The sequence below is a fragment of the Streptomyces sp. NPDC049040 genome, assembly GCF_043197715.1.
In the GTDB taxonomy this organism is placed as follows: domain Bacteria; phylum Actinomycetota; class Actinomycetes; order Streptomycetales; family Streptomycetaceae; genus Actinacidiphila.
On sequence record NZ_JBICTO010000003.1, the window covers coordinates 14983 to 33573 of the forward strand.

General features: G+C 73.3%; 15 protein-coding genes. 6 read left to right on the top strand and 9 right to left on the bottom strand.

What is annotated here, in order from left to right; all coding sequences use genetic code 11:
* Positions 1-445: 445 nt before the first annotated feature.
* The gene (locus ACGFMP_RS09395; protein WP_393671405.1) at positions 446-1057 is read left to right on the top strand and encodes a class I SAM-dependent methyltransferase; all 612 of its coding nucleotides are present in this window, start codon (positions 446-448) and stop codon (positions 1055-1057) included.
* Here the strand turns inward: ACGFMP_RS09395 and ACGFMP_RS09400 are convergent.
* Positions 1041-1799: an alpha/beta fold hydrolase gene (locus ACGFMP_RS09400; RefSeq protein WP_393671406.1), complete on the bottom strand. Its 759-nt coding sequence runs from the start codon at positions 1797-1799 to the stop codon at positions 1041-1043. The two genes, ACGFMP_RS09395 and ACGFMP_RS09400, sit on opposite strands and share 17 nt — an antisense overlap.
* 108 nt (positions 1800-1907) lie before the next feature.
* Between ACGFMP_RS09400 and ACGFMP_RS09405 the strand changes: the two genes are divergently transcribed.
* Both ACGFMP_RS09405 and ACGFMP_RS09410 read left to right on the top strand, forming a co-directional pair.
* A complete protein-coding gene (locus ACGFMP_RS09405) occupies positions 1908-2438 on the top strand; it encodes a PadR family transcriptional regulator (RefSeq protein WP_393671407.1) in 531 nt (176 codons plus the stop codon).
* A 126-nt stretch (positions 2439-2564) separates the two neighbouring features.
* Entirely contained in the window at positions 2565-3575 is a 1011-nt protein-coding gene (locus ACGFMP_RS09410; protein ID WP_393671408.1) for a hypothetical protein, read from the top strand.
* A 79-nt stretch (positions 3576-3654) separates the two neighbouring features.
* Here ACGFMP_RS09410 and ACGFMP_RS09415 read toward each other — a convergent pair whose 3' ends face one another.
* A complete protein-coding gene (locus tag ACGFMP_RS09415) occupies positions 3655-5034 on the bottom strand; it encodes an FAD-dependent oxidoreductase (RefSeq protein ID WP_393671409.1) in 1380 nt (459 codons plus the stop codon).
* Positions 5035-5278: 244 nt separating this feature from the next.
* On the opposite strand from ACGFMP_RS09415, the gene ACGFMP_RS09420 reads away from it, so the two are divergent.
* Positions 5279-8296, top strand: coding sequence for a carbohydrate binding domain-containing protein (locus ACGFMP_RS09420; RefSeq protein WP_393671411.1), 3018 nt, complete (start codon positions 5279-5281; stop codon positions 8294-8296).
* A 37-nt stretch (positions 8297-8333) separates the two neighbouring features.
* On the opposite strand, the gene ACGFMP_RS09425 is transcribed toward ACGFMP_RS09420, so the two are convergent.
* From ACGFMP_RS09425 to ACGFMP_RS09445, 5 genes are all read right to left on the bottom strand, one after another.
* The gene (locus ACGFMP_RS09425) at positions 8334-8915 is read right to left on the bottom strand and encodes an NADAR family protein (RefSeq protein ID WP_393671413.1); all 582 of its coding nucleotides are present in this window, start codon (positions 8913-8915) and stop codon (positions 8334-8336) included.
* 5 nt (positions 8916-8920) lie between these two features.
* Positions 8921-9466, bottom strand: a complete 546-nt coding sequence (locus ACGFMP_RS09430) for an MOSC domain-containing protein (protein WP_393671414.1) — start codon at positions 9464-9466, stop codon at positions 8921-8923.
* A gap of 66 nt (positions 9467-9532) precedes the next feature.
* Positions 9533-9715 (bottom strand): hypothetical protein, encoded by a 183-nt coding sequence (locus ACGFMP_RS09435; protein WP_393671416.1) that lies wholly within the window; start codon positions 9713-9715, stop codon positions 9533-9535.
* Positions 9716-9813: 98 nt separating this feature from the next.
* A complete protein-coding gene (locus ACGFMP_RS09440; protein ID WP_393671417.1) occupies positions 9814-12210 on the bottom strand; it encodes a Tex family protein in 2397 nt (798 codons plus the stop codon).
* A 66-nt stretch (positions 12211-12276) separates the two neighbouring features.
* Complete coding sequence (locus ACGFMP_RS09445) at positions 12277-12783, bottom strand: GNAT family N-acetyltransferase (RefSeq protein ID WP_393671418.1); 507 nt, start codon at positions 12781-12783, stop codon at positions 12277-12279.
* Between the two features lie 174 nt (positions 12784-12957).
* Here ACGFMP_RS09445 and ACGFMP_RS09450 point away from each other — a divergent pair, with 174 nt between their 5' ends.
* Positions 12958-14001 (top strand): acyl-CoA desaturase, encoded by a 1044-nt coding sequence (locus ACGFMP_RS09450; protein WP_393671420.1) that lies wholly within the window; start codon positions 12958-12960, stop codon positions 13999-14001.
* A gap of 22 nt (positions 14002-14023) precedes the next feature.
* Here ACGFMP_RS09450 and ACGFMP_RS09455 read toward each other — a convergent pair whose 3' ends face one another.
* Positions 14024-15463, bottom strand: a complete 1440-nt coding sequence (locus ACGFMP_RS09455) for a M1 family metallopeptidase (RefSeq protein WP_393671421.1) — start codon at positions 15461-15463, stop codon at positions 14024-14026.
* Positions 15464-15557: 94 nt separating this feature from the next.
* Between ACGFMP_RS09455 and ACGFMP_RS09460 the strand changes: the two genes are divergently transcribed.
* Positions 15558-16274, top strand: coding sequence for a MerR family transcriptional regulator (locus tag ACGFMP_RS09460; RefSeq protein ID WP_393671423.1), 717 nt, complete (start codon positions 15558-15560; stop codon positions 16272-16274).
* Positions 16275-16385: 111 nt separating this feature from the next.
* Here the strand turns inward: ACGFMP_RS09460 and ACGFMP_RS09465 are convergent, their stop codons facing one another.
* Positions 16386-18569, bottom strand: a complete 2184-nt coding sequence (locus tag ACGFMP_RS09465) for a 3-hydroxyacyl-CoA dehydrogenase NAD-binding domain-containing protein (protein WP_393671425.1) — start codon at positions 18567-18569, stop codon at positions 16386-16388.
* Between the last annotated feature and the right edge of the window lie 22 nt (positions 18570-18591).

Sequence of the window (18591 nt, forward strand, 5' to 3'; positions counted from 1 at the left end):
CCTGTCGCGCCGGAGGCGCTTCGGCAACCCCGCCTCGGCGCGCCGCGTCGATCGAAGTGCCGGGCGCCACCCGTGACCGTCGCAATCCAGCCGCCCGGCGGCGCATACCCGACGACAGCCGCCCCGACCAGGCACATCACCGATCCCGTGCCGTCGGAGCGCTCCGACCGGTGACCGAGGGCGACCGGGCGCCGGACGAGGGGGAAGACCGCGAAAGCGGCGCCGCACGCGGCCGGGAGACGGCCGGGCCAGGGGCCGGGCCCGCAACCGCCGGCGGGGCGCGCGGCATCCGCAGAGGCCCGGGGCACGACAGCCGTGCCCGCACGGCGGATCCGGCGGTGCTCGCGCACATCCCGCCGGACGGGTGCGCGCCCCCGGCCACCGGCAACCGCGGCGGGCACGAAAGGGCGGAAAGGAACGCAGAGTGGTCGTGCCACCATGAGGCATGGCCAGTATCAGAAGCGAGCGGCAGAGGGTAAGGCTGTTCTTCGCCGAGCGCGCCGCCGGCTGGGAGACGCGCTACCCGGACGACACTCCCGCCTACGCGGCCGCGGTCGCGGCGCTCGGGCTGCCGCCGGGCGGCCGGGTCCTGGACGCGGGCTGCGGCACCGCGCGGGCACTGCCGCTGCTGCGGGCAGCGGTCGGCCCCGCGGGCGAGGTGGTCGGGGTGGACCTGACGCCGGAGATGCTGCGGGAGGCCGTCCGGCTGGGGCGGCGCGGCGACGGTGCGCTGGTCGAGGCGGACGGCGCACGACTGCCCTTGCGCACCGGTGCGTTCGACGCGGTCCTGGCGGCGGGTCTCGTGCACCATCTGCCCGACCCGGCGGCCGGCCTGCGGGAGTTGGCCAGGGTGACCCGCCCCGGCGGCCGGCTGGCGCTCTTCCACCCGCTGGGGCGGGCCGCGCTCGCCGCCCGCCGGGGCCACGAGCTGCGCGACGACGACATCAGGGCAGCACCCCGGCTCGGCCCTGCGATGTCCGCGACGGGCTGGGAGCTGTCGCTGCTCGACGACTCCGACGAGTGCTATCTCGCGCTCGCGGTCAGGCAGCGGCACTGATCGCCGCCGCGTAGGCCCGAGGGTTGTCGAACATGATGCAGTGCCCGGCGTCCGGCACGGCGACCACCGCGACACCGGACGCGGCCAGGCCCTCCAGGTCGTCGATCGGGTCGCCCGACGCTCCCACCAGGTAGGTCCGCGGGATGTCGAGAGCGGTCAGCATGGCGCGCATGGTCGGGTCCGTGCCGCGGAGCAGCCCGCACGCGCTGCGGTGCAGGGCCAGCGGGTCGGCGAGGCGCATGGTCGAGCGCCACATCCAGCCGACCCGTTCCAGCGTGGCAGCGAAGCCGCCGCCGCGCACGAACTCCTCCTCGGACCAGCGGGCCACGCCGCTGCTCGCGGCGCCGGGCGCGGGGCCAGGGTCGAGGTTCGCCTCGGCCAGGACGAGCCGGGAGACCAGGTCGGGCCTGCGGTAGGCCAGCACGATGGCGACCGAGCCGCCCATGCTGTGCCCGACGATCTCGGCGCCGCGCACCCCGGCGGCGTCCAGCACGGCCGCGAGCGCGTCCGCGTGCTCCTCCAGGCTGTAGCCGAAGTCGGCGGGGCGGTCGCTGATCCCGAAGCCGGGCAGGTCGACGTAGAGCGTGCGCCGCCCGGCGAGTCCCGGATAGGCGGACAGGTGCGCCGTGTAGGGCCCTGAGGCCGCGCCCAGCCCGTGCACATGGACGCGGGCAGGACCCGCGCCCTCCCCCTCGGTCCACCGGATGTACGCGCCCGCCGGGCCGAATTCCGTCTGCCGCATCGCTGCCGCCTCCCAAGTCCGTGCCGCGCTGTCACGGCATCCGGACTATACATCGGGCACGATGTATTACGTCAACGGTGTACAACGGGCGCGTGGCAGAATGACGGCATGCTGGAACTCGCGATCCTCGGCTTCCTCCACGAGGCGCCGCTGCACGGCTACGAGCTGCGCAAACGCGTGGCCGCGCTGACCGGGCACATCAAGCCGATCGCGGAGAGCACCCTCTACCCGGCGATCAAGCGGCTGGAGAAGGCGGGCTGGCTGCGACGCGACCCGCAGCCCGGCGCGGTGGCGGCCCCCCGGCACGTGCTCAGCCTGACGGCCGCGGGCCGGGCGGAGTTGATGCGGCGGCTCGCGGAGCCGGAGGCGCTGGACATCAGCAACGAGAACCGCTGGTTCACGGTGCTCGCCTTCCTGCGGCATCTCGCCGATCCCCCGGCGCAGGCCCTGGTGCTGCGCCGCCGGCTGGCCTTCCTCGAGGAGCCGTCGAGCTTCTTCTACGCCGACGACCGCCCGGTGCGCGCCGAAGAGGTGGACGACCCCTTCCGGCAGGGGGTGCTGGTCATCGCCCGGGCCACGACCAAGGCCGAACTCGGCTGGCTGCGGACGACGTTGGCAGCGCTCGACGCCGCCGGGTGAGCGGGCGCGGCGACCGGCCGCCGAGCCTGCCCCCACCCCTCGCGGGACGCGCACCCCGCGACCCCTCGACGCGGACGTTACCGGCTGGTTAAGGTGCGCGGACCGGAATGAGAGAGAGGGCGTCACATGGCCGCGGCCGACCGCACGGAGGACACGGGGGGCGACGACGAGCTGTTCGTGCTGACGGCCGCGATGCTGACGCCGGAACGCTTCCCCGGTGTGCTCGGCGACGACTACCCCGCCGCCTGCGCGCACCTGGGCCTCGACCCGCTGTCTGACGGCTACGGCCTGATGTTCGGGCAGGACGGCGGCGGCGCGCGCTGGACCGTCGCGACCACCGACGCGGCCATGGTCGCCTGTGCGCTCGCGGCCTGGGACTGCGGGCTCGAATACGAACTCTCCCCCGGCGACGACACGCTGGCCGCGTCGCTGCCCGGCTGGCCGCTGCCGGTCGCCGTGTCGGTGCCGGGCATCCCGGCGCCGCACGATCCCGTGGACGAGGAGGCGGGCCCCGCTCTCGCGCCGCCCGACGTCTCGGTGTGGGGACCGCCCCAGCGGCGGATGGGCGCCGACGAGATCGCGGTGCACTGGTACGAGTGGCGCGACCAGTTGGCACCAGGCGGCGCGCAGGAAGCGGAGACCGACACCGCGCCGCGGACGTCGCCGGAGCCGGAGCCGGAGCCCGTACCGCAGCCCGGCACCGAACCCGAGCCGGGGACGGCCGTGGCAGGAAGGGAGCCGGAGCCGGAGCCGGAGGCGGAGGCGGAGGCGGAGGCGGCTGCCGGGACGGAAGCGGAACCGGAGGAGCCGGAGGAGTCGGCGACGCAGGAGTCCGCACAGGACCCGGCGGCGGCCGCGCCACCCGAGTCCGCGCCCGCGCTCTCCCACGGCGGTGTGCGCCGCGCGCTGGAGAGCGCGCAGGGGTACCTCCGTACGCCCCCGCCGCCCGGCCGGGTCCGTACCACCGCCGGGTCGTTGCGCGCGGACGGGCCGGGCTGGAGCCTGGTCGCCAGGACCGACGACATCGCCTTCGTGCTGCTCGACGAGGCACCGGGCGAGGTGCTGCCCGTGGGCCGCGGCCCCGCGCTGCCGCCGCTGCTCGAAGCCCTCGACAAGCTGGCGTCCGCGCCGTCCTGAGCCCGCACGCCGGGGGCGCCGCGCCGCCTGACCGCCGGCCCGGGTGCGCGACGAGGCCCGCCGCCCGCACCCGGCCCGATCAGCGCGCCGCGATGTCCGCCGCCACCGCGTCGGCCGCCTTGCGGGCCGCGACCAGCACCGGGTCCCAGACGGGTGAGAAGGGCGGCGCGTAGCCGAGGTCCAGGCCGACGATCTGCTCGACGGTCATGCCCGCCGTGAGGGCGACCGCCCCGACGTCGACCCGCTTGGCCGCGCCCTCGCCGCCGACGATCTGCAGGCCGAGCAGCCGCCCGGTGCGGCGCTCGGCGAGCATCTTGACCGTCATCGGGTCGGCGTCCGGGTAGTAGCCGGCCCTGCTGGTGGACTCGATGACAGCGGTCACGTAGCGGAGGCCGGCGGCGCGCGCCTGCGACTCCTTGAGCCCGGTACGGGCGATCTCGACGTCGCACACCTTGCTGACGGCGGTGCCGACCACGCCGGGGAAGGTGGCGTAGCCGCCGCCGATGTTGGTCCCGATGATCCGGCCGTGCTTGTTGGCGTGGGTGCCGAGCGCGATGTGCTGGAAGGCGCCAGAGACCAGGTTGAGCACCTCGACGCAGTCGCCGCCCGCCCAGACGCGTTCGGTGCCGAGCACCCGCATGGCGCGGTCGGTGAGCAGGCCGCCGTGCGCGCCGAGCGGGAACCCGGCAGTGGCGGCGAGCCCGGTCTGCGGCCGTACGCCGAGCCCGAGCACCACCAGGTCGGCGGGGTGCTCCGCGTCGTCGGTCGCGACCGCCCGTGCCCGGCCGTCGTCGCCGGTGAGCACCTCGCGGACCGGGGTGCCGGAGACCACCAGCACCCCGAGGCCTTCGAGCGCGGTGCGCACCAGCCGCCCCATGTCGGGGTCGAGAGTCGTCATCGGCTGGTCGTTCCGCTCGATCAGCGTGACCTCGAGACCGCGCCGCAGCATGGCCTCGGCCATCTCCACGCCGATGTAGCCGCCGCCCACCACCACGGCCCGGCGCACGCCCGTGCGGTCGAGGCCGCGCAGCACCGCCTCGCCGTCGTCCAGGGTCTGTACGCCGAAGACGCCGGGCGCGTCGATGCCGGGCAGCGGCGGCCGCACCGGCACCGCGCCGGTGGCGATGACCAGCTGGTCGTAGCCGGTCCACTCCTCGCGGCCGTCGGTGTCCCGGCTGCGTACCCGGCCGCGCTCCACGTCGATCGCCGTGACCTCGGTGCCGAGCCGCAGGTCGATGGCGCGGTCGCGGTGCTCCGCCGCGGTCCTGGCGACCAGCGCGCCGGGGCCGTCGACGGTCCCGCCGACCCAGTACGGGATGCCGCAGGAGGAGTACGAGGTGTGGTGGCCGCGTTCGAAGGCGACGATCTCCAGGTCCTCGGCCGGCCTGCGGCGGCGGGCCTGGGACGCGGCGGACATGCCCGCCGCGTCGCCGCCGATGACCACCAGACGCTCCGTCATGTCCTGCGCTCCTCCTCCGCGAAGGTCGCGAATCGGATGCAACCGCCGCACCCGTACAGCACCCTACGTGCGGCGCAGCACCAGCCTCGTACGCGGCTCTTTACGCCACTCACATGTCCCAGTAACCTCATGAAGGTTCTTGCAGCAACTTGCGCAAGTCATCCGGCCGTTCCTCCCGTGGCGCGCGGAAGGCACGGCATTCCCAGACATCGGCCGCCGAGCGGCCCCGTCCGAGGAGCCCGACGTGAAACCCCTCTCGCGCCATCTCCGCACGACCAGGCGGCGGCCGCTCGCAGCGGTGGCCGCCGCCGTCGCCGCGTTGCTCGCCGCCCTGCTTCCCGCCCTTTCCACCGGCGCGGCCCCCGCGGCGGCCGCGGCCGGCGGCAACAGCGCCACCGTCTACTACTCCACCACGGCGTCCGGCTGGTCGGCTTACGACCTGCACTGGGCGCCGGACGTCGGCAGTTGGACCGCAGTGCCGGGCGTCGCCATGGACGCCGCCTGCACCGGCTGGGTCAAGAAGACCGTCGACCTGGGCACCGCCACCGGCTGGCAGGCCACCTTCAACAACGGCCAGGGCACCTGGGACAACAACGGCGGCAAGAACTACGCCCTGGGGACCGGCACCATCACCGTCAAGGACGGCGCCATCGCGCACAGCGACCCGTGTGCCGGCGGCACCACCGACCCGCCGCCGGCCACGTCGGCGACGGTCTTCTACTCCACCGCCACCGTCGGCTGGACCACCGTCAACCTGCACTACGCGCCGACCGGCAAGGCCTGGACCGCGGTGCCGGGCGTCGGCATGGAGGCGGCCTGCGCCGGCTGGGTCAAGAAGACCGTCGACCTCCAGGGCGCCACCGGCCTCGCCGCCACCTTCAACAACGGCAACGGCACCTGGGACAACGACAACGGCGCCAACTACGCGCTGTCCTCGGGGGTCAGCACCGTCAAGGACACCAAGGTCACCGCCCATGCCGCGGACCCGTGCGCGGCCGTCGTCCCCGACACCACCCCGCCCACCGTGCCGAGCGCGGTGAAGGCCACCGCCACCGACACCTCGGTGGTGCTGACCTGGGATCCGTCGACCGACGACACCGCGGTGACGGGCTACCAGGTGACCCGCAAGGGCGGCACCAGGGGCACCGTGGTGACCAGCGTGGGCTCCACGGTCTTCTCGGAGTCCGGCCTCGACGCGGACACCGCTTACACCTACACCGTCGTGGCCCTGGACGCGGCGGGCAACGCCTCGGCGGCGTCCGCCGCGGCCGGCGCGACCACCGGGCACGCCCCGCCGCCCGCGACCCAGGGCCGGATGATCGGCACGGACCCGCGCAAGGACCCGATCTACTTCGTGCTCACCGCCCGCTTCTACGACGGCGACACCTCCAACGACCGCGGCGGCAACCAGGACGTCGCCTCGGGGAACGCGGCCGATGACGACCCGATGTTCCGCGGGGACTTCAAGGGCCTGGTGCAGAAGCTCGACTACGTCAAGGCGCTCGGCTTCTCCGCGATCTGGATCACCCCTGTGGTGCTGAACCGCAGCGACTACGACTACCACGGCTACCACGGCTGGGACTTCTACCGGGTGGACCCGCGCCTGGAGTCGGCCGGCGCGTCGTACCAGGACCTGATCAACGCCGCCCACGCCAAGGGCATCAAGATCTACCAGGACGTGGTCTACAACCACAGCTCGCGGTGGGGCGCCAAGGGCCTGTACGTGCCGACGGTCTACGGCGTCAGGGACGCGCAGTGGTCGTGGTACTACGACGAGAAGGAACCGGGCTTCGAGTACGACGGTCTGACGATCGACCCCAAGACCGGCAAGTCGTACTACAACGGCGACCTGTGGTCCACCGCGGAGCCGTCCGGCAACACCTGCCTGAACTGGGGAAAGCCCACCGGGCAGAAGAGCCCGGAGGGCTACACCCTCTACAACTGCCAGTGGCCGAGCCCCACCTCCAAGATGTTCCCCGCGGCCTACTACCACCAGTGCTGGATCGGGAACTGGGAGGGCGAGGACTCCAGGTCGTGCTGGCTCGCCGACGACCTCGCCGACTTCAACACCGAGAATCCCGTGGTGCAGAACTACCTGATCGGCGCCTACGACAAGTACATCGACATGGGCGTCGACGGCTTCCGCATCGACACCGCGGTCCACATCCCGCGGGTCACCTGGAACCGGCGCTTCCTGCCGGCGATCCAGCAGCGGGTGCTCCAGGACTGGGGCCAGGACAAGGCGCAGAACTTCTTCGTCTTCGGCGAGGTCGGCGCATTCGTCAACGACAAGTGGAACCGCGGTTCCGTCAACCACTCGGCGCAGTTCTACACCTGGAAGGAACGCAGGGAATACAGCGCGGACGACGCCACGGCGGCCATCGAGCAGTACGACTACGAGGAGCAGCTCGGCACCGGGAACCAGCCGGTGTCCACCAACGCCTTCCTCCAGGGCAACAGCTACCACACCCCGGACCACAGCAAGTTCTCCGGGATGAACATCATCGACATGCGCATGCACATGAATTTCGGTGACGCGCACAATGCCTTCAACAACGGCAAGGACTCCGACGACTCGACGAACGACGCCACTTACAACGTCGTCTACGTCGACAGCCACGACTACGGCCCGAACAAGTCGTCGGTGCGCTACACGGGCGGGCAGGACGCCTGGGCCGAGAACATGGCGCTGATGTGGACCTTCCGCGGAATCCCGACCCTCTACTACGGCTCGGAGATCCAGTTCCAGGCGGGCAAGACCATCGACTGCGGGCCGAGCTGCCCGCTGGCGACCACCGGCCGGGCCTACTACGGCGACCACCTGGAGGGGACGGTCACCGCCTCGGACTTCGGGACCGTCTCCAGCGCGTCGGGTCCGGTGGCCACCACCCTCGCACAGCCGCTGGTCAGACACCTCCAGCGGTTGAACCAGATCCGGCGGGCGATCCCGGCGCTGCAGTCGGGGCAGTACAGCACCGACGGCGTCAGCGGCGGCGGGATGTCCTTCAAGCGCCGCTACACCGACGCCGCGTCGGGCGTGGACAGCTTCGCCCTGGTGACGGTGACCGACGCCGCGTCCTTCACCGGCATCCCGAACGGGCGCTACGCGGACGCGGTCAGCGGTGATGTGCGGACGGTGACGGATGGCACGCTGTCCATCGCCGCGCCGGGCAAGGGCGACATGCGCGTCTACGTGCTCGACCTCGGCGGCAAGAACACCGCACCGGGCAAGATCGGCGCTGACGGGCCCTACCTGAAGTAGCGGGGACCGGGCAGGCCACGCCCGTCCGGTCCCCCCGTCACGCGGCGGGCCGGGCGGGCGCGAGGCGGTCCCTGGCGTCCATCAGCGCGAACCCGAGCAGATTCAGGCCCCGCCAGCGGGCCGGGTCGGCGGCCCTCTCGTCGTCGGCTGCCAGGCCGATGCCCCACACCCGGTCCAGCGGGCTGGCCTCGACCAGCACCCTTCCGCCGGTCCCGAGCAGGAAGTCCCGCAGCTCGGGGTGCTGCGAGAACTTGTGCACGCTGCCCTCGGTGACCAGCGCGAAGCGCTCCCGCGCCCAGACGGCGTCGTCGAAGCCGCGCACCAGGCGGCCGACGTCCTTGGCCGCCTTGGGATGCACGGCGGCGACGGCGCGGCGCTCGGCCTCCGCGTCACCGAACAGCCGTGCCTTGCCGGCCATCATCCAGTGCTCCGCGCTGGCGTACGTGACGCCGTCGACCGTGAAGGGGGCCGGCCACCACTGGCTGAGGCAGCCGGGGCCCGCGCTGCCGTCCCGCTGCGGCCGGTGGCCCCAGAAGTGCAGATACTTCACCCGCGGGACGCGGGCCGCGTAGCCGATCAGCGACTCCACCGAGCGCACCGCGGACAGGGGCGGGGACATGGCGGTCAGACCCTTTCCAGTGGGCGGTGCGGGAGCGCCGGGAGTTCGGTGCCGATCGCGTCGCCCGGGTGGAGGATGCCCGAGGTCAGCACCACGGCCATCACGCCGGCCTTGCGGGTCACGGCGCCCGACGCGTCGCGGCCGACGACCTGCTTGAGCAGACCGGTGCGGAAGCGGTCGATCTGGCGGCAGGGATTGCGCAGGCCGGTGATCTCCACGACCGCGTCGCGGCCGAGGCGCAGCCGGGTCCCGGCCGGCAGGGCGAGCAGGTCGATGCCCCGGGTCGTGACGTTCTCCCCCAGGTCGCCGGGGGCCACCGCATATCCCGCGGCGCCCAGCTCGTCGAAAAGCTCCGCATGGATCAGGTGCACCTGGCGGAGGTTCGGCTGCGCCGGGTCCTGGGCGATACGCGACAGGTGCTGGACGGTGACGCCGAGATGGGCGTCACCCTCCACACCCAGACCCGCGAGCAGCCGGACGCGGGAGCGGTTCTGCTTGCTGAAACGGTGATCCGTGTCGCTGCTCACCGCGATGACGGTCGCATGACTCATCGGACGGTCTTCCCCTCGATCGGATGCGCTGACCCGATGGCTCACCCTATCGAGGGAAGGACCAGGTCAGCGACCGATTTGCCGGCGGCTGACCCGGCGCAGCCTGCGCCGCTGCGAGGAGTCGAGGGCCAGATACCCGGCGACCGGGATACCGATGATGATCAGGAAGAACACCCACAGCGGAATCCAGGCCAGCAGGATCAGCCCGAGCACCACACCGCCGATGGCGACCTTCGTGCGATTCGACATTGTCCCCGCCTCCGTTCACGGCGGCCGGCGGCCGCCAGGCCGCGCCCTACTCACTACCGTACCCACCAGAACGCCCTGCGGGCCGTCCTGGTTCCCGCTCACCTGCCGCCGGTCAGGCCTGCCCTGCGCAACGCGTCGGCCATCGCGCCGCCCGCCGCCTGCGGTGCGCCACCGCCGCCGCGCCGGTCGCCCTGGGCGGGGCGGCCGCCCTGCCGCGGCGCCTTCCCGCGGCGCTCGCCGCCGCCGGCGGCCGCACCGCCGGCACCGCCCGCGCCGGCCGCCTTGGGCTCGTCGTCCAGCCGCAGTGTCAGCGAGATCCGCTTGCGGGGCAGGTCGACGTCGAGCACCTTGACCCGCACGATGTCGCCGGACTTGACCACGTCCCGCGGGTCGGACACGTAGCTGCGGGAAAGCGCCGACACGTGCACCAGGCCGTCCTGGTGGACGCCGACGTCCACGAAGGCCCCGAAGGCCGCCACGTTGGTGACCACGCCCTCGAGCAGCATCCCGGGCCGCAGGTCCTTCATCTCCTCCACGCCCTCCTTGAAGGCCGCGGTCTTGAACGCGGGGCGCGGGTCGCGGCCCGGCTTCTCCAGTTCCGCGAGGATGTCGGTCACCGTCGGCAGGCCGAAGGCGTCGTCGACGAAGTCCTGCGGGCGCAGGGTGCGCAGCACGGAGCCGTTGCCGATCAGCTCGGCGACACCGGCGCCGGCGCTCGCGCTGATCCTGCGGACCACCGGGTAGGCCTCCGGGTGCACCGCCGAGGCGTCCAGCGGGTCCTCGCCGCCGAGGATGCGCAGGAAGCCCGCGCACTGCTCGTAGGCCTTGGGGCCGAGTCTTGCCACACCCTTGAGGTCTTTGCGGGTGCGGAAGGGGCCGTTGGCGTCACGGTGGGTGACGATGTTGGCGGCGAGGCCCTCGGTGATGCCGGAGACCCGGCGCAGCAGCGGCACCGACGCGGTGTTGACGTCGACGCCGACACCGTTGACGCAGTCCTCGACGACGGCGTCGAGCGAGCGGGACAGCTTCACCTCGGACAGGTCGTGCTGGTACTGGCCGACGCCGATGGAGCGCGGGTCGATCTTGACCAGTTCCGCCAGCGGGTCCTGGAGCCGGCGGGCGATCGACACCGCGCCGCGCAGCGACACGTCGAGGCCGGGGAGTTCCGCGCTCGCGTAGGCGGAGGCGGAGTAGACCGAGGCGCCCGCCTCGGAGACCACGGCCTTGGTCAGCTTCAGCTCCGGGTGCGCCGTGATCAGCTCGGCGGCGAGCTTGTCGGTCTCGCGCGACGCGGTCCCGTTGCCGATCGCGATCAGGTCCACCCGGTGGGCGGCCGCGAGGCGGGCCAGCGTGGCGAGCGACTCGTCCCAGCGGTTGCGCGGCACGTGCGGGTAGATCGTGTCGGTGGCGACCACCTTGCCGGTGGCGTCGACCACGGCGACCTTCACGCCGGTACGCAGGCCCGGGTCGAGGCCCATGGTGGCCCGGGTGCCGGCCGGTGCGGCCAGCAGCAGGTCGCGCAGGTTGGTGGCGAAGACGCGCACGGCCTCGTCCTCGGCCTCCTGGCGCAGCCGGACCCGCAGGTCGATGCCGAGCCTGACCAGGAAGCGGGTGCGCCAGGCCCAGCGGACGGTGTCGCCGAGCCACTTGTCGGCCGGGCGGCCGCGGTCGGCGACGCCGAACTGCTGGGCGATGCGCCGCTCGAAGCTCGTCGGGCCCTCCGCGGGCTCCTCGGGCTCGAGCGTCAGGTCGAGGACCTCCTCCTTCTCGCCGCGCAGCATGGCCAGCACCCGGTGCGAGGGCAGCTTGGTGAAGGGCTCGGCGAAGTCGAAGTAGTCGGCGAACTTCGCGCCCGCCTCCTCCTTGCCGTCGCGCACCTTCGCCATCAGCCGGCCGCGGCTCCACATCCGGGTGCGCAACTCGCCGACCAGGTCGGCGTCCTCGGAGAAGCGCTCGGTGAGGATGGCGCGTGCGCCCTCCAGCGCGGCCGCCTCGTCCTGCACCCCGGCGTCCGCCGACACGTAGGCCGCCGCGGTGGCCTGCGGGTCGAGCCCGGGGTCGCCGAGCAGGGCGTCCGCGAGCGGTTCGAGCCCGGCCTCGCGGGCGATCTGCGCCTTGGTGCGCCGCTTGGGCTTGTAGGGCAGGTAGATGTCCTCGAGGCGGGCCTTGGAGTCCGCGGCCATGATCTGCGCCCTGAGCGTGTCGTCGAGCTTGCCCTGCGCCTCGATGGACTCCAGGACGGCCGCCCGCCGCTCGTCCAGCTCACGCAGGTAGCGCAGCCGCTCCTCCAGGTTGCGCAGCTGCTCGTCGTCGAGGGTGCCGGTGGCCTCCTTGCGGTAGCGCGCGATGAACGGCACCGTGGCCCCGCCGTCGAGCAGATCGACGGCCGCCCGCACCTGACCTTCGCGTACGCCCAACTCCTCGGCGATCCTGCGTTCGACCGAAACGTTGCCGCTGATGATGCCGCTCCTCAGGCCCGGGCCAAGACGCGTCACGCTTGGCGGTTGCGAGCATCGTAGACGGCGCGGGGTGGCGGCAGGCGGCAAGGGACGCCGGCCCGGTCAGTCCAGTGCCTTCTCGAACCAGTGGTCGGCGTACGGGCTGTCGTTGTAGCGCGCGATCTCCCGGTAGCCGTGCCGGGCGTAGAGCGCACGGGCTTCGACCAGGTCCGCACGGGTGTCGAGGCGGATCACCCGGGCGCAGAAGGTGTCACGGGCGAAGCCCTCCGCGGCCGCGATCAGCCGCCCGGCGACACCCCGTCTGCGCGCCTCGGGGCCGACGAACATCCGAGTCAGCTCCACCGTGTCGGAGTCCAGCACCCGCACCCCGAGGCACCCCACGGGTGCGCCATCGGTCCTGGCGACCAGGAAGATCCCGGTGGGCGGCACCAGATCGTCGCTGGGCTCCTCGCCGATCACCTCGCTGATCTCCGCGTCGTCGGTCGGCCGCCCGTAGTAGCGGCTGATCAACTCTGCGTAATAGCGCCGGATCAGCGTCACGGCGTCGGGATGCGACACTGGTACGGGCGCGGTCGTGCAAACGGCCGGGCAGAGATCGTTCGTGGTCATGCGGCCCATCCTGGCAGCGGCCGGGTGGGGATATCCCCCCGTTTTCCGGGGGTCTGGCACCCCGGTGAACCGGGTGATGGCGCCATGGTCCGCAGCGGGCGGTGGTTCGTAGCGTCGCAGTACGGCCCGACCGGGTCGTCATGCCGGACACCGCCCGTCACCCGAGGAGCGTCCATGCCGACCGTTCTGACCACACTCGAACCCCCCGAGCGACTCCCCGACAGCGCGGCGAGCGAGTTCACCCCGCTGCTGCGCGCCGTCCGCGAGGCGGGGCTGCTGCGGCGGCGCCGGACCCACTACGCGCTCACGATCACGGCCAACCTCCTGGTGTTCGCGGCGGTGTGGGCGGCGGTGGCGCTGGTCGGCGGCACCGGGTCGTGGTGGGTGCTGGCGCTGGCGCTGCCGGCCGCGGTGCTGTCGGCGCGCAGCGGCTTCGTCGGGCACGACGCCGGGCACCAGCAGATAGCGGCGGACCGCAGGGTCAACCGGGCCATCGCGCTCTTCCACGGCAACCTGCTGCTCGGGATGGGCGCGGCCTGGTGGTCGGACAAGCACAACCGGCACCACGCCAACCCCAACCACGTGGGCAAGGACCCGGACGTGGAGGTGGGCGCGCTGGTGTGGACGCGTGCGCAGGCCGTCGAACGGCAGGGCTTCGCCCGCTTCCTGACCCGGCACCAGGCCCGGCTGTTCTTCCCGATGCTGCTGCTCGAAGGGCTGGCGCTGAAGGTGGCCAGCTTCCGCGACCTGCGCCGTCTCGACCGCACCGGGCGGCTGGTCGAGGGCTCGCTGCTGGTGGCGCACCTTGCGGGCTACGCCGCGCTGCTGCTGACCACGATGCCGCTGCCGCAGGCGCTGGCCTTCGCGGCGCTGCACCACGCGCTGTTCGGCCTGCACCTGGGCTGCGCCTTCGCCCCGAACCACAAGGGCATGGAGATGCCGGAGGAGGGCGCGCGCTGGGGGCACCTGCGGCGCCAGGTGCTGACCTCGCGGAACGTACGCGGCAATCCGGCGGTGGACTTCCTGCTCGGCGGCCTCAACTACCAGATAGAGCACCACCTCTTCCCGAGCCTGCCCCGTCCGCACCTGCGGCTGGCCCGCCCGCTGGTGCGCGCCCACTGCGCCCGCATCGGCGTCCGGTACACCGAGACCGGGCTGTTCGACTCCTACGCACAGGCGCTGGGCCATATGCACGCGGTCGGCGCGCCGCTGCGCTGAACACCCGGGCGCCGCGCGGCGGTCACAGCCGGGCGGGCTTGGCGTCCCCGTACAGCCAGGTCGCGAAGAGCGGGGTCAGATCGCGGGTGGTCAGTCCCGCGCAGTAGGCCGTGAAGTCGGCGGTGGAGGCGTTGCCGTGGGCGTGGGCAGCGGGCCAGCCGCGCAGCAGCTTCGCGAACGCGGTGTCCCCGAGGGCCTGGTGGAGTTCGTAGAGGACCAGGGCGCCGCGGTCGTAGACGGGCTGGGCGGAGATGTCGGCGGCGCCGGGGGGCGCGGCCGGCGGGAAGGCCCAGGCCGCGGGGTCGTCGAAGGCGGTGGCGGCGCTGCGGGCGACCGGTACACCGCCCGAGTGCTCCAGCCACAGCCACTCCGCGTACGTCGCGAAGCCCTCGTTGAGCCACATGTCCTGCCAGCTGCGCGGGGTGACGGAGTCGCCGAACCACTGGTGGGACAGCTCGTGCACCAGGGTCGGCACGTCGACCGCGGCCCCCTCGCCGTCGCCGGGGAAGACCGGGCGGTTCTGCGTCTCCAGCGCGTAGCCGACCCGCCCGCCCTCGATGTGGTCCACGATCGCGCCGGCGGAGCCGAACGGGTAAGGGCCGAACAGGCCGCTCTCCCAGTCCAGGATCTCCGGCATCCGGCGCAGCGCGGCGGCGGTCTGCGGGTCGTCCGAGCGCGGGTCGACGGCGGTGTAGAGCGGCACGCCGCCGGGGGTACGGGAGCGGGTGACGGTGAAGCGGCCGATGGCCACGGTGGCCAGATAGGTGGCCACGGGTGCGCCGCTGCTCCAGTGGAAGGAGGTACGGCCGCCGCCGGAGCGGGTGCCGGCCGGTTCGCCGTCGGAGACCGCGGTCAGACCCGTCGGCACCGACATGGTCAGGTCGAGGACGGCCTTGTCCGAGGGGTGGTCGTTGCCGGGGAACCACGCCATCGAGCCGACGGGCTCGCCGAGCGCCAGGGCGCCGTCGTCGGTGCGGAACCAGCCCTCGTGCGAGCCGTCGGGGTCGGTGAGCAGCCGGGGCACGCCCGCGTAGGCCACCGTGGTCTCGAAGCGGGCGCCCCTGCGCAGGGTGCCGGCCGGCCTCACGCTCAGCTCGGTGCCGGAACGGCCGGTGCGTGCCGGGCGCCCGTCGACGGCGACCCGGGTGACGGTGAGGCCGGCGAGGTCGAGGTCGAAGCTGCCGAGGTCCTGGGTCGCGGTGGCGGTGATCACCGCGGTGCCGGACAGCCGCCCGGAGCCGGGGTCGTAGGAGAGGTCGAGGCCGTACCGCGTCACGTCGTAGCCGCCGTTCCCCGCGTGCGGGAAGAGCCGGTCGCCGAGGCCTGACGCGCCGGCGGAGGCGCCGGCCGAGTCCTGGGCGCCGCCGCCCGAGCAGGACGGCAGGCAGGCCAGCAGGCTGCCCGCGAGGCAGGCCGTGAAAAGCCGCCGGCCGGCGCGCACGGCGGTTCTGCGAAGGGGCACGCAGGCCAGCGTACGAGGTGGGGAGGGGTGCCGGCCCCGGGGCGGGCCGCGCGGGCGTCTTTCACGGGGCAGGCGGCCCGGCGATACTGTTCCGGTGCCGCAGACCGCCCTGACCATCGACGAGCTGGCCGCCCGCGCCGGCGTGACCGTACGGACCGTCCGCTTCTACGGCGCCCGCGGCCTGCTGCCGCCGCCCGACATCGGGCCGCGCCGGGTGGGGCGGTACGGCGCTGAGCACCTGTCGCGGCTGGCACTGATCGAGGAACTCCAGCAGCACGGCCTGACCCTCGCGGCCATCGAGCGCTATCTGGACCAGCTGCCCGAGGGGATCAGCGCGCACGACCTGGCGATCCACCGGGCGCTGGTGGCCTCCTGGCTGCCGGAGGGCAGCGAGCGGCTCGGCCGGGAGCAGCTGGAGCGGCGGGCGGGCCGCCCGCTGGTCGACGCCGACGTGGAGCGGCTGGCGGCGATGAACGTGCTGGAGCGCACAGCGGACCCGGATGTCTTCGTGGTCGACCCCGGCACCCTGCACCTGGGGGTGCGGCTGCTGGACATGCCGATCCCGCTGGAGGCCATCGTGGCGGCCAGGGAGGCGATGCAGCGGCACGCGCAGGCGGCGGCGGGTGCGGTCGGCCGGATCTTCCGCGAGACGGTGTGGGAGCCGGTCGGGGACGCGGAGCCGGACGCCTCGATACGGTCGCTCTCGGCGCAGATGCAGCCGCTGGTCGTGCAGGCGCTGGTGACGACCTTCCAGCGGTCGCTGAACGAGCAGCTGTGGGCGTGGCCTGCGCCCGCCGCGGATCAGCCCTGACCCGACCGCCGGCGGCAGGCTCGGTAAGGGCGGCGGGGCTCGGGAACCGCGGCGGGCTCGGGAACGGCGGCCCTCCCCGTGGCGCGGGGAGGGCCGCGGCGTCAGGTGGTGTCAGCCTGCGGCCTTGCGGTCGGTGAAGGTCCCGCCGCTCTCCGCGGTGGCCACCAGCAGCGCCGGCGGCTCGAACCGCTCGCCGTAGGCCGCGGCCAGCTCCCGCGCCCTGGCGGTGAAGCCCGCGACGCCGCCCGGGTAGCCGTTGACGTACTGAAGGACGCCCCCGGTCCAGGCGGGGAAGCCGATGCCGAGCACCGAGCCGACGTTGGCGTCGGCGACCGAGGTGAGCACGCCCTCCTCCAGCAGCCGCACGGTGTCGAGGGATTCGGAGAACAGCATCCGCTCCTTGAGGTCCTCGAAGGGGATCTCGGCGGCCGGCCTGCCGAAGTGCTCGGCCAGACCCGGCCACAGCCCCGTCCTGCGGCCGTCGGCGTAGTCGTAGAAGCCGGCGCCGCCGCTGCGTCCGGGGCGGCCGAACTCCTCGACCATGCGGGTGATGACCGCCTCGGCCGGGTGTTCCCGCCAGACCCCGCCCGCCGCCTCGACGGCCCCGCGGGTCTCGCGGCCGATGCGGAGGAACAGGGTCAGGGTGAGCTCGTCGAGCAGCGACAGCACCTTGGCCGGGTAGCCGGCCTGCGCGGCCGCCTGCTCGACGGAGGCGGCGGGGACCCCCTCGGCGATCATGGCGACGCCCTCGTTGATGAAGTGGCTGATCACCCGGGAGGTGAAGAAGCCGCGCGAGTCGTTCACGACGATGGGCGTCTTGCGGATCTGCCGCACCAGGTCGAAGGCGCGGGCCAGCGCCTCCTCGCCGGTCCGCTCGCCCCTGATGATCTCCACCAGCGGCATCCGGTCGACCGGCGAGAAGAAGTGCAGGCCGATGAAGTCCGCGCCGCGGTAGACGCCCTCCGCGAGCTGCGAGATCGGCAGGGTGGAGGTGTTGGAGCACAGCAGCGCGTCGGGCGCCACGATGGGCTCGATCTCCTGGAAGACCTTGCGCTTGAGCGCGGCGTCCTCGAAGACCGCCTCGATGACGGTGTCGCAGCCGGCCAGGTCGGCGGGTTCCGCCGTGGGGGTGATCCTGGCGAGCAGCGCGTCCCGCTTCTCCGGGGTCGTCCGCCCCTTGGCCAGCGCCTTGTCCAGCAGCGCGACCGAGTAGGCCTTGCCGCGCTCGGCCGCTTCGAGGGTGACGTCCTTGAGGACGACGTCGATGCCGGCCCGTGCGCAGGAGTAGGCGATGCCGGCGCCCATCATGCCGGCGCCGAGTACCGCGACCCGGGCGGCCTGGCGGGCGGGCACGTCCGCGGGGCGGCCGGCGCCGGAGTTGACGGCCTGCATGTCGAAGAAGAACGCCTGGATCATGTTCTTCGAGATCGGGCCGCAGGCCAGCTCGGTGAAGTAGCGGGCCTCGATGACCGAGGCGGTGTCGAAGTCCACCTGCGCGCCCTCGACGGCGGCGGCCAGGATGTTGCGCGGCGCCGGGTAGGGGGCGCCGGCCAGCTGCTTGCGCAGGTTGGCGGGGAAGGCCGGCAGGTTGGCCGCGAGGGCGGGGGTCTTGGGGGTGCCGCCGGGGATCTTGTGACCGGGCGTGTCCCAGGGCTGGCGGGACTCCGGGTGGGCCTCGATGTAGGCGCGGGCGGCGGCGAGCATCGCGTCGCGGTCGGCGGCGACCTCGTGGACCAGGCCCGCGGCCAGGGCGCGCGGGGCCGAGTACTGGGTGCCCTGGAGCAGCACCTTGAGCAGGGCGTCGGCGATGCCGAGCAGCCGTACGGTCCTGACCACACCGCCGCCGCCGGGCAGCAGGCCGAGGGTGACCTCGGGCAGGCCGATCTTCGTCCCCGGCGTGTCGAGGGCGATGCGGTGGTGGCAGGCCAGCGCGATCTCGTAGCCGCCGCCGAGCGCCGCGCCGTTGACGGCGGCGACGACGGGCTTGCCGAGGGTCTCCAGGCGGCGCAGCAGGCGCTTGATGCGCAGGGAGCCGTCGAAGACCTGCCGGGCGTCGTCGGGGGTGGCGCGGATGATGTCGCGGAGGTCGCCGCCGGCGAAGAAGGTCTTCTTGGCGGACGTGACGACGACTCCGCGGATGCCGTCGACCTCGGCTTCCAGCCGGTCGACGACGGCGTCGAGGGAGTCGGCGAACGCGGCGTTCATGGTGTTGGCCGACTGCGCCGGGTCGTCGAGGACGAGGGTGACGACGCCGTCCGCGTCCTGCTCCCAGCGGATGGTGGTGGGCTCGCTCATGTCGGGTTGGCTCCGTAGCGGC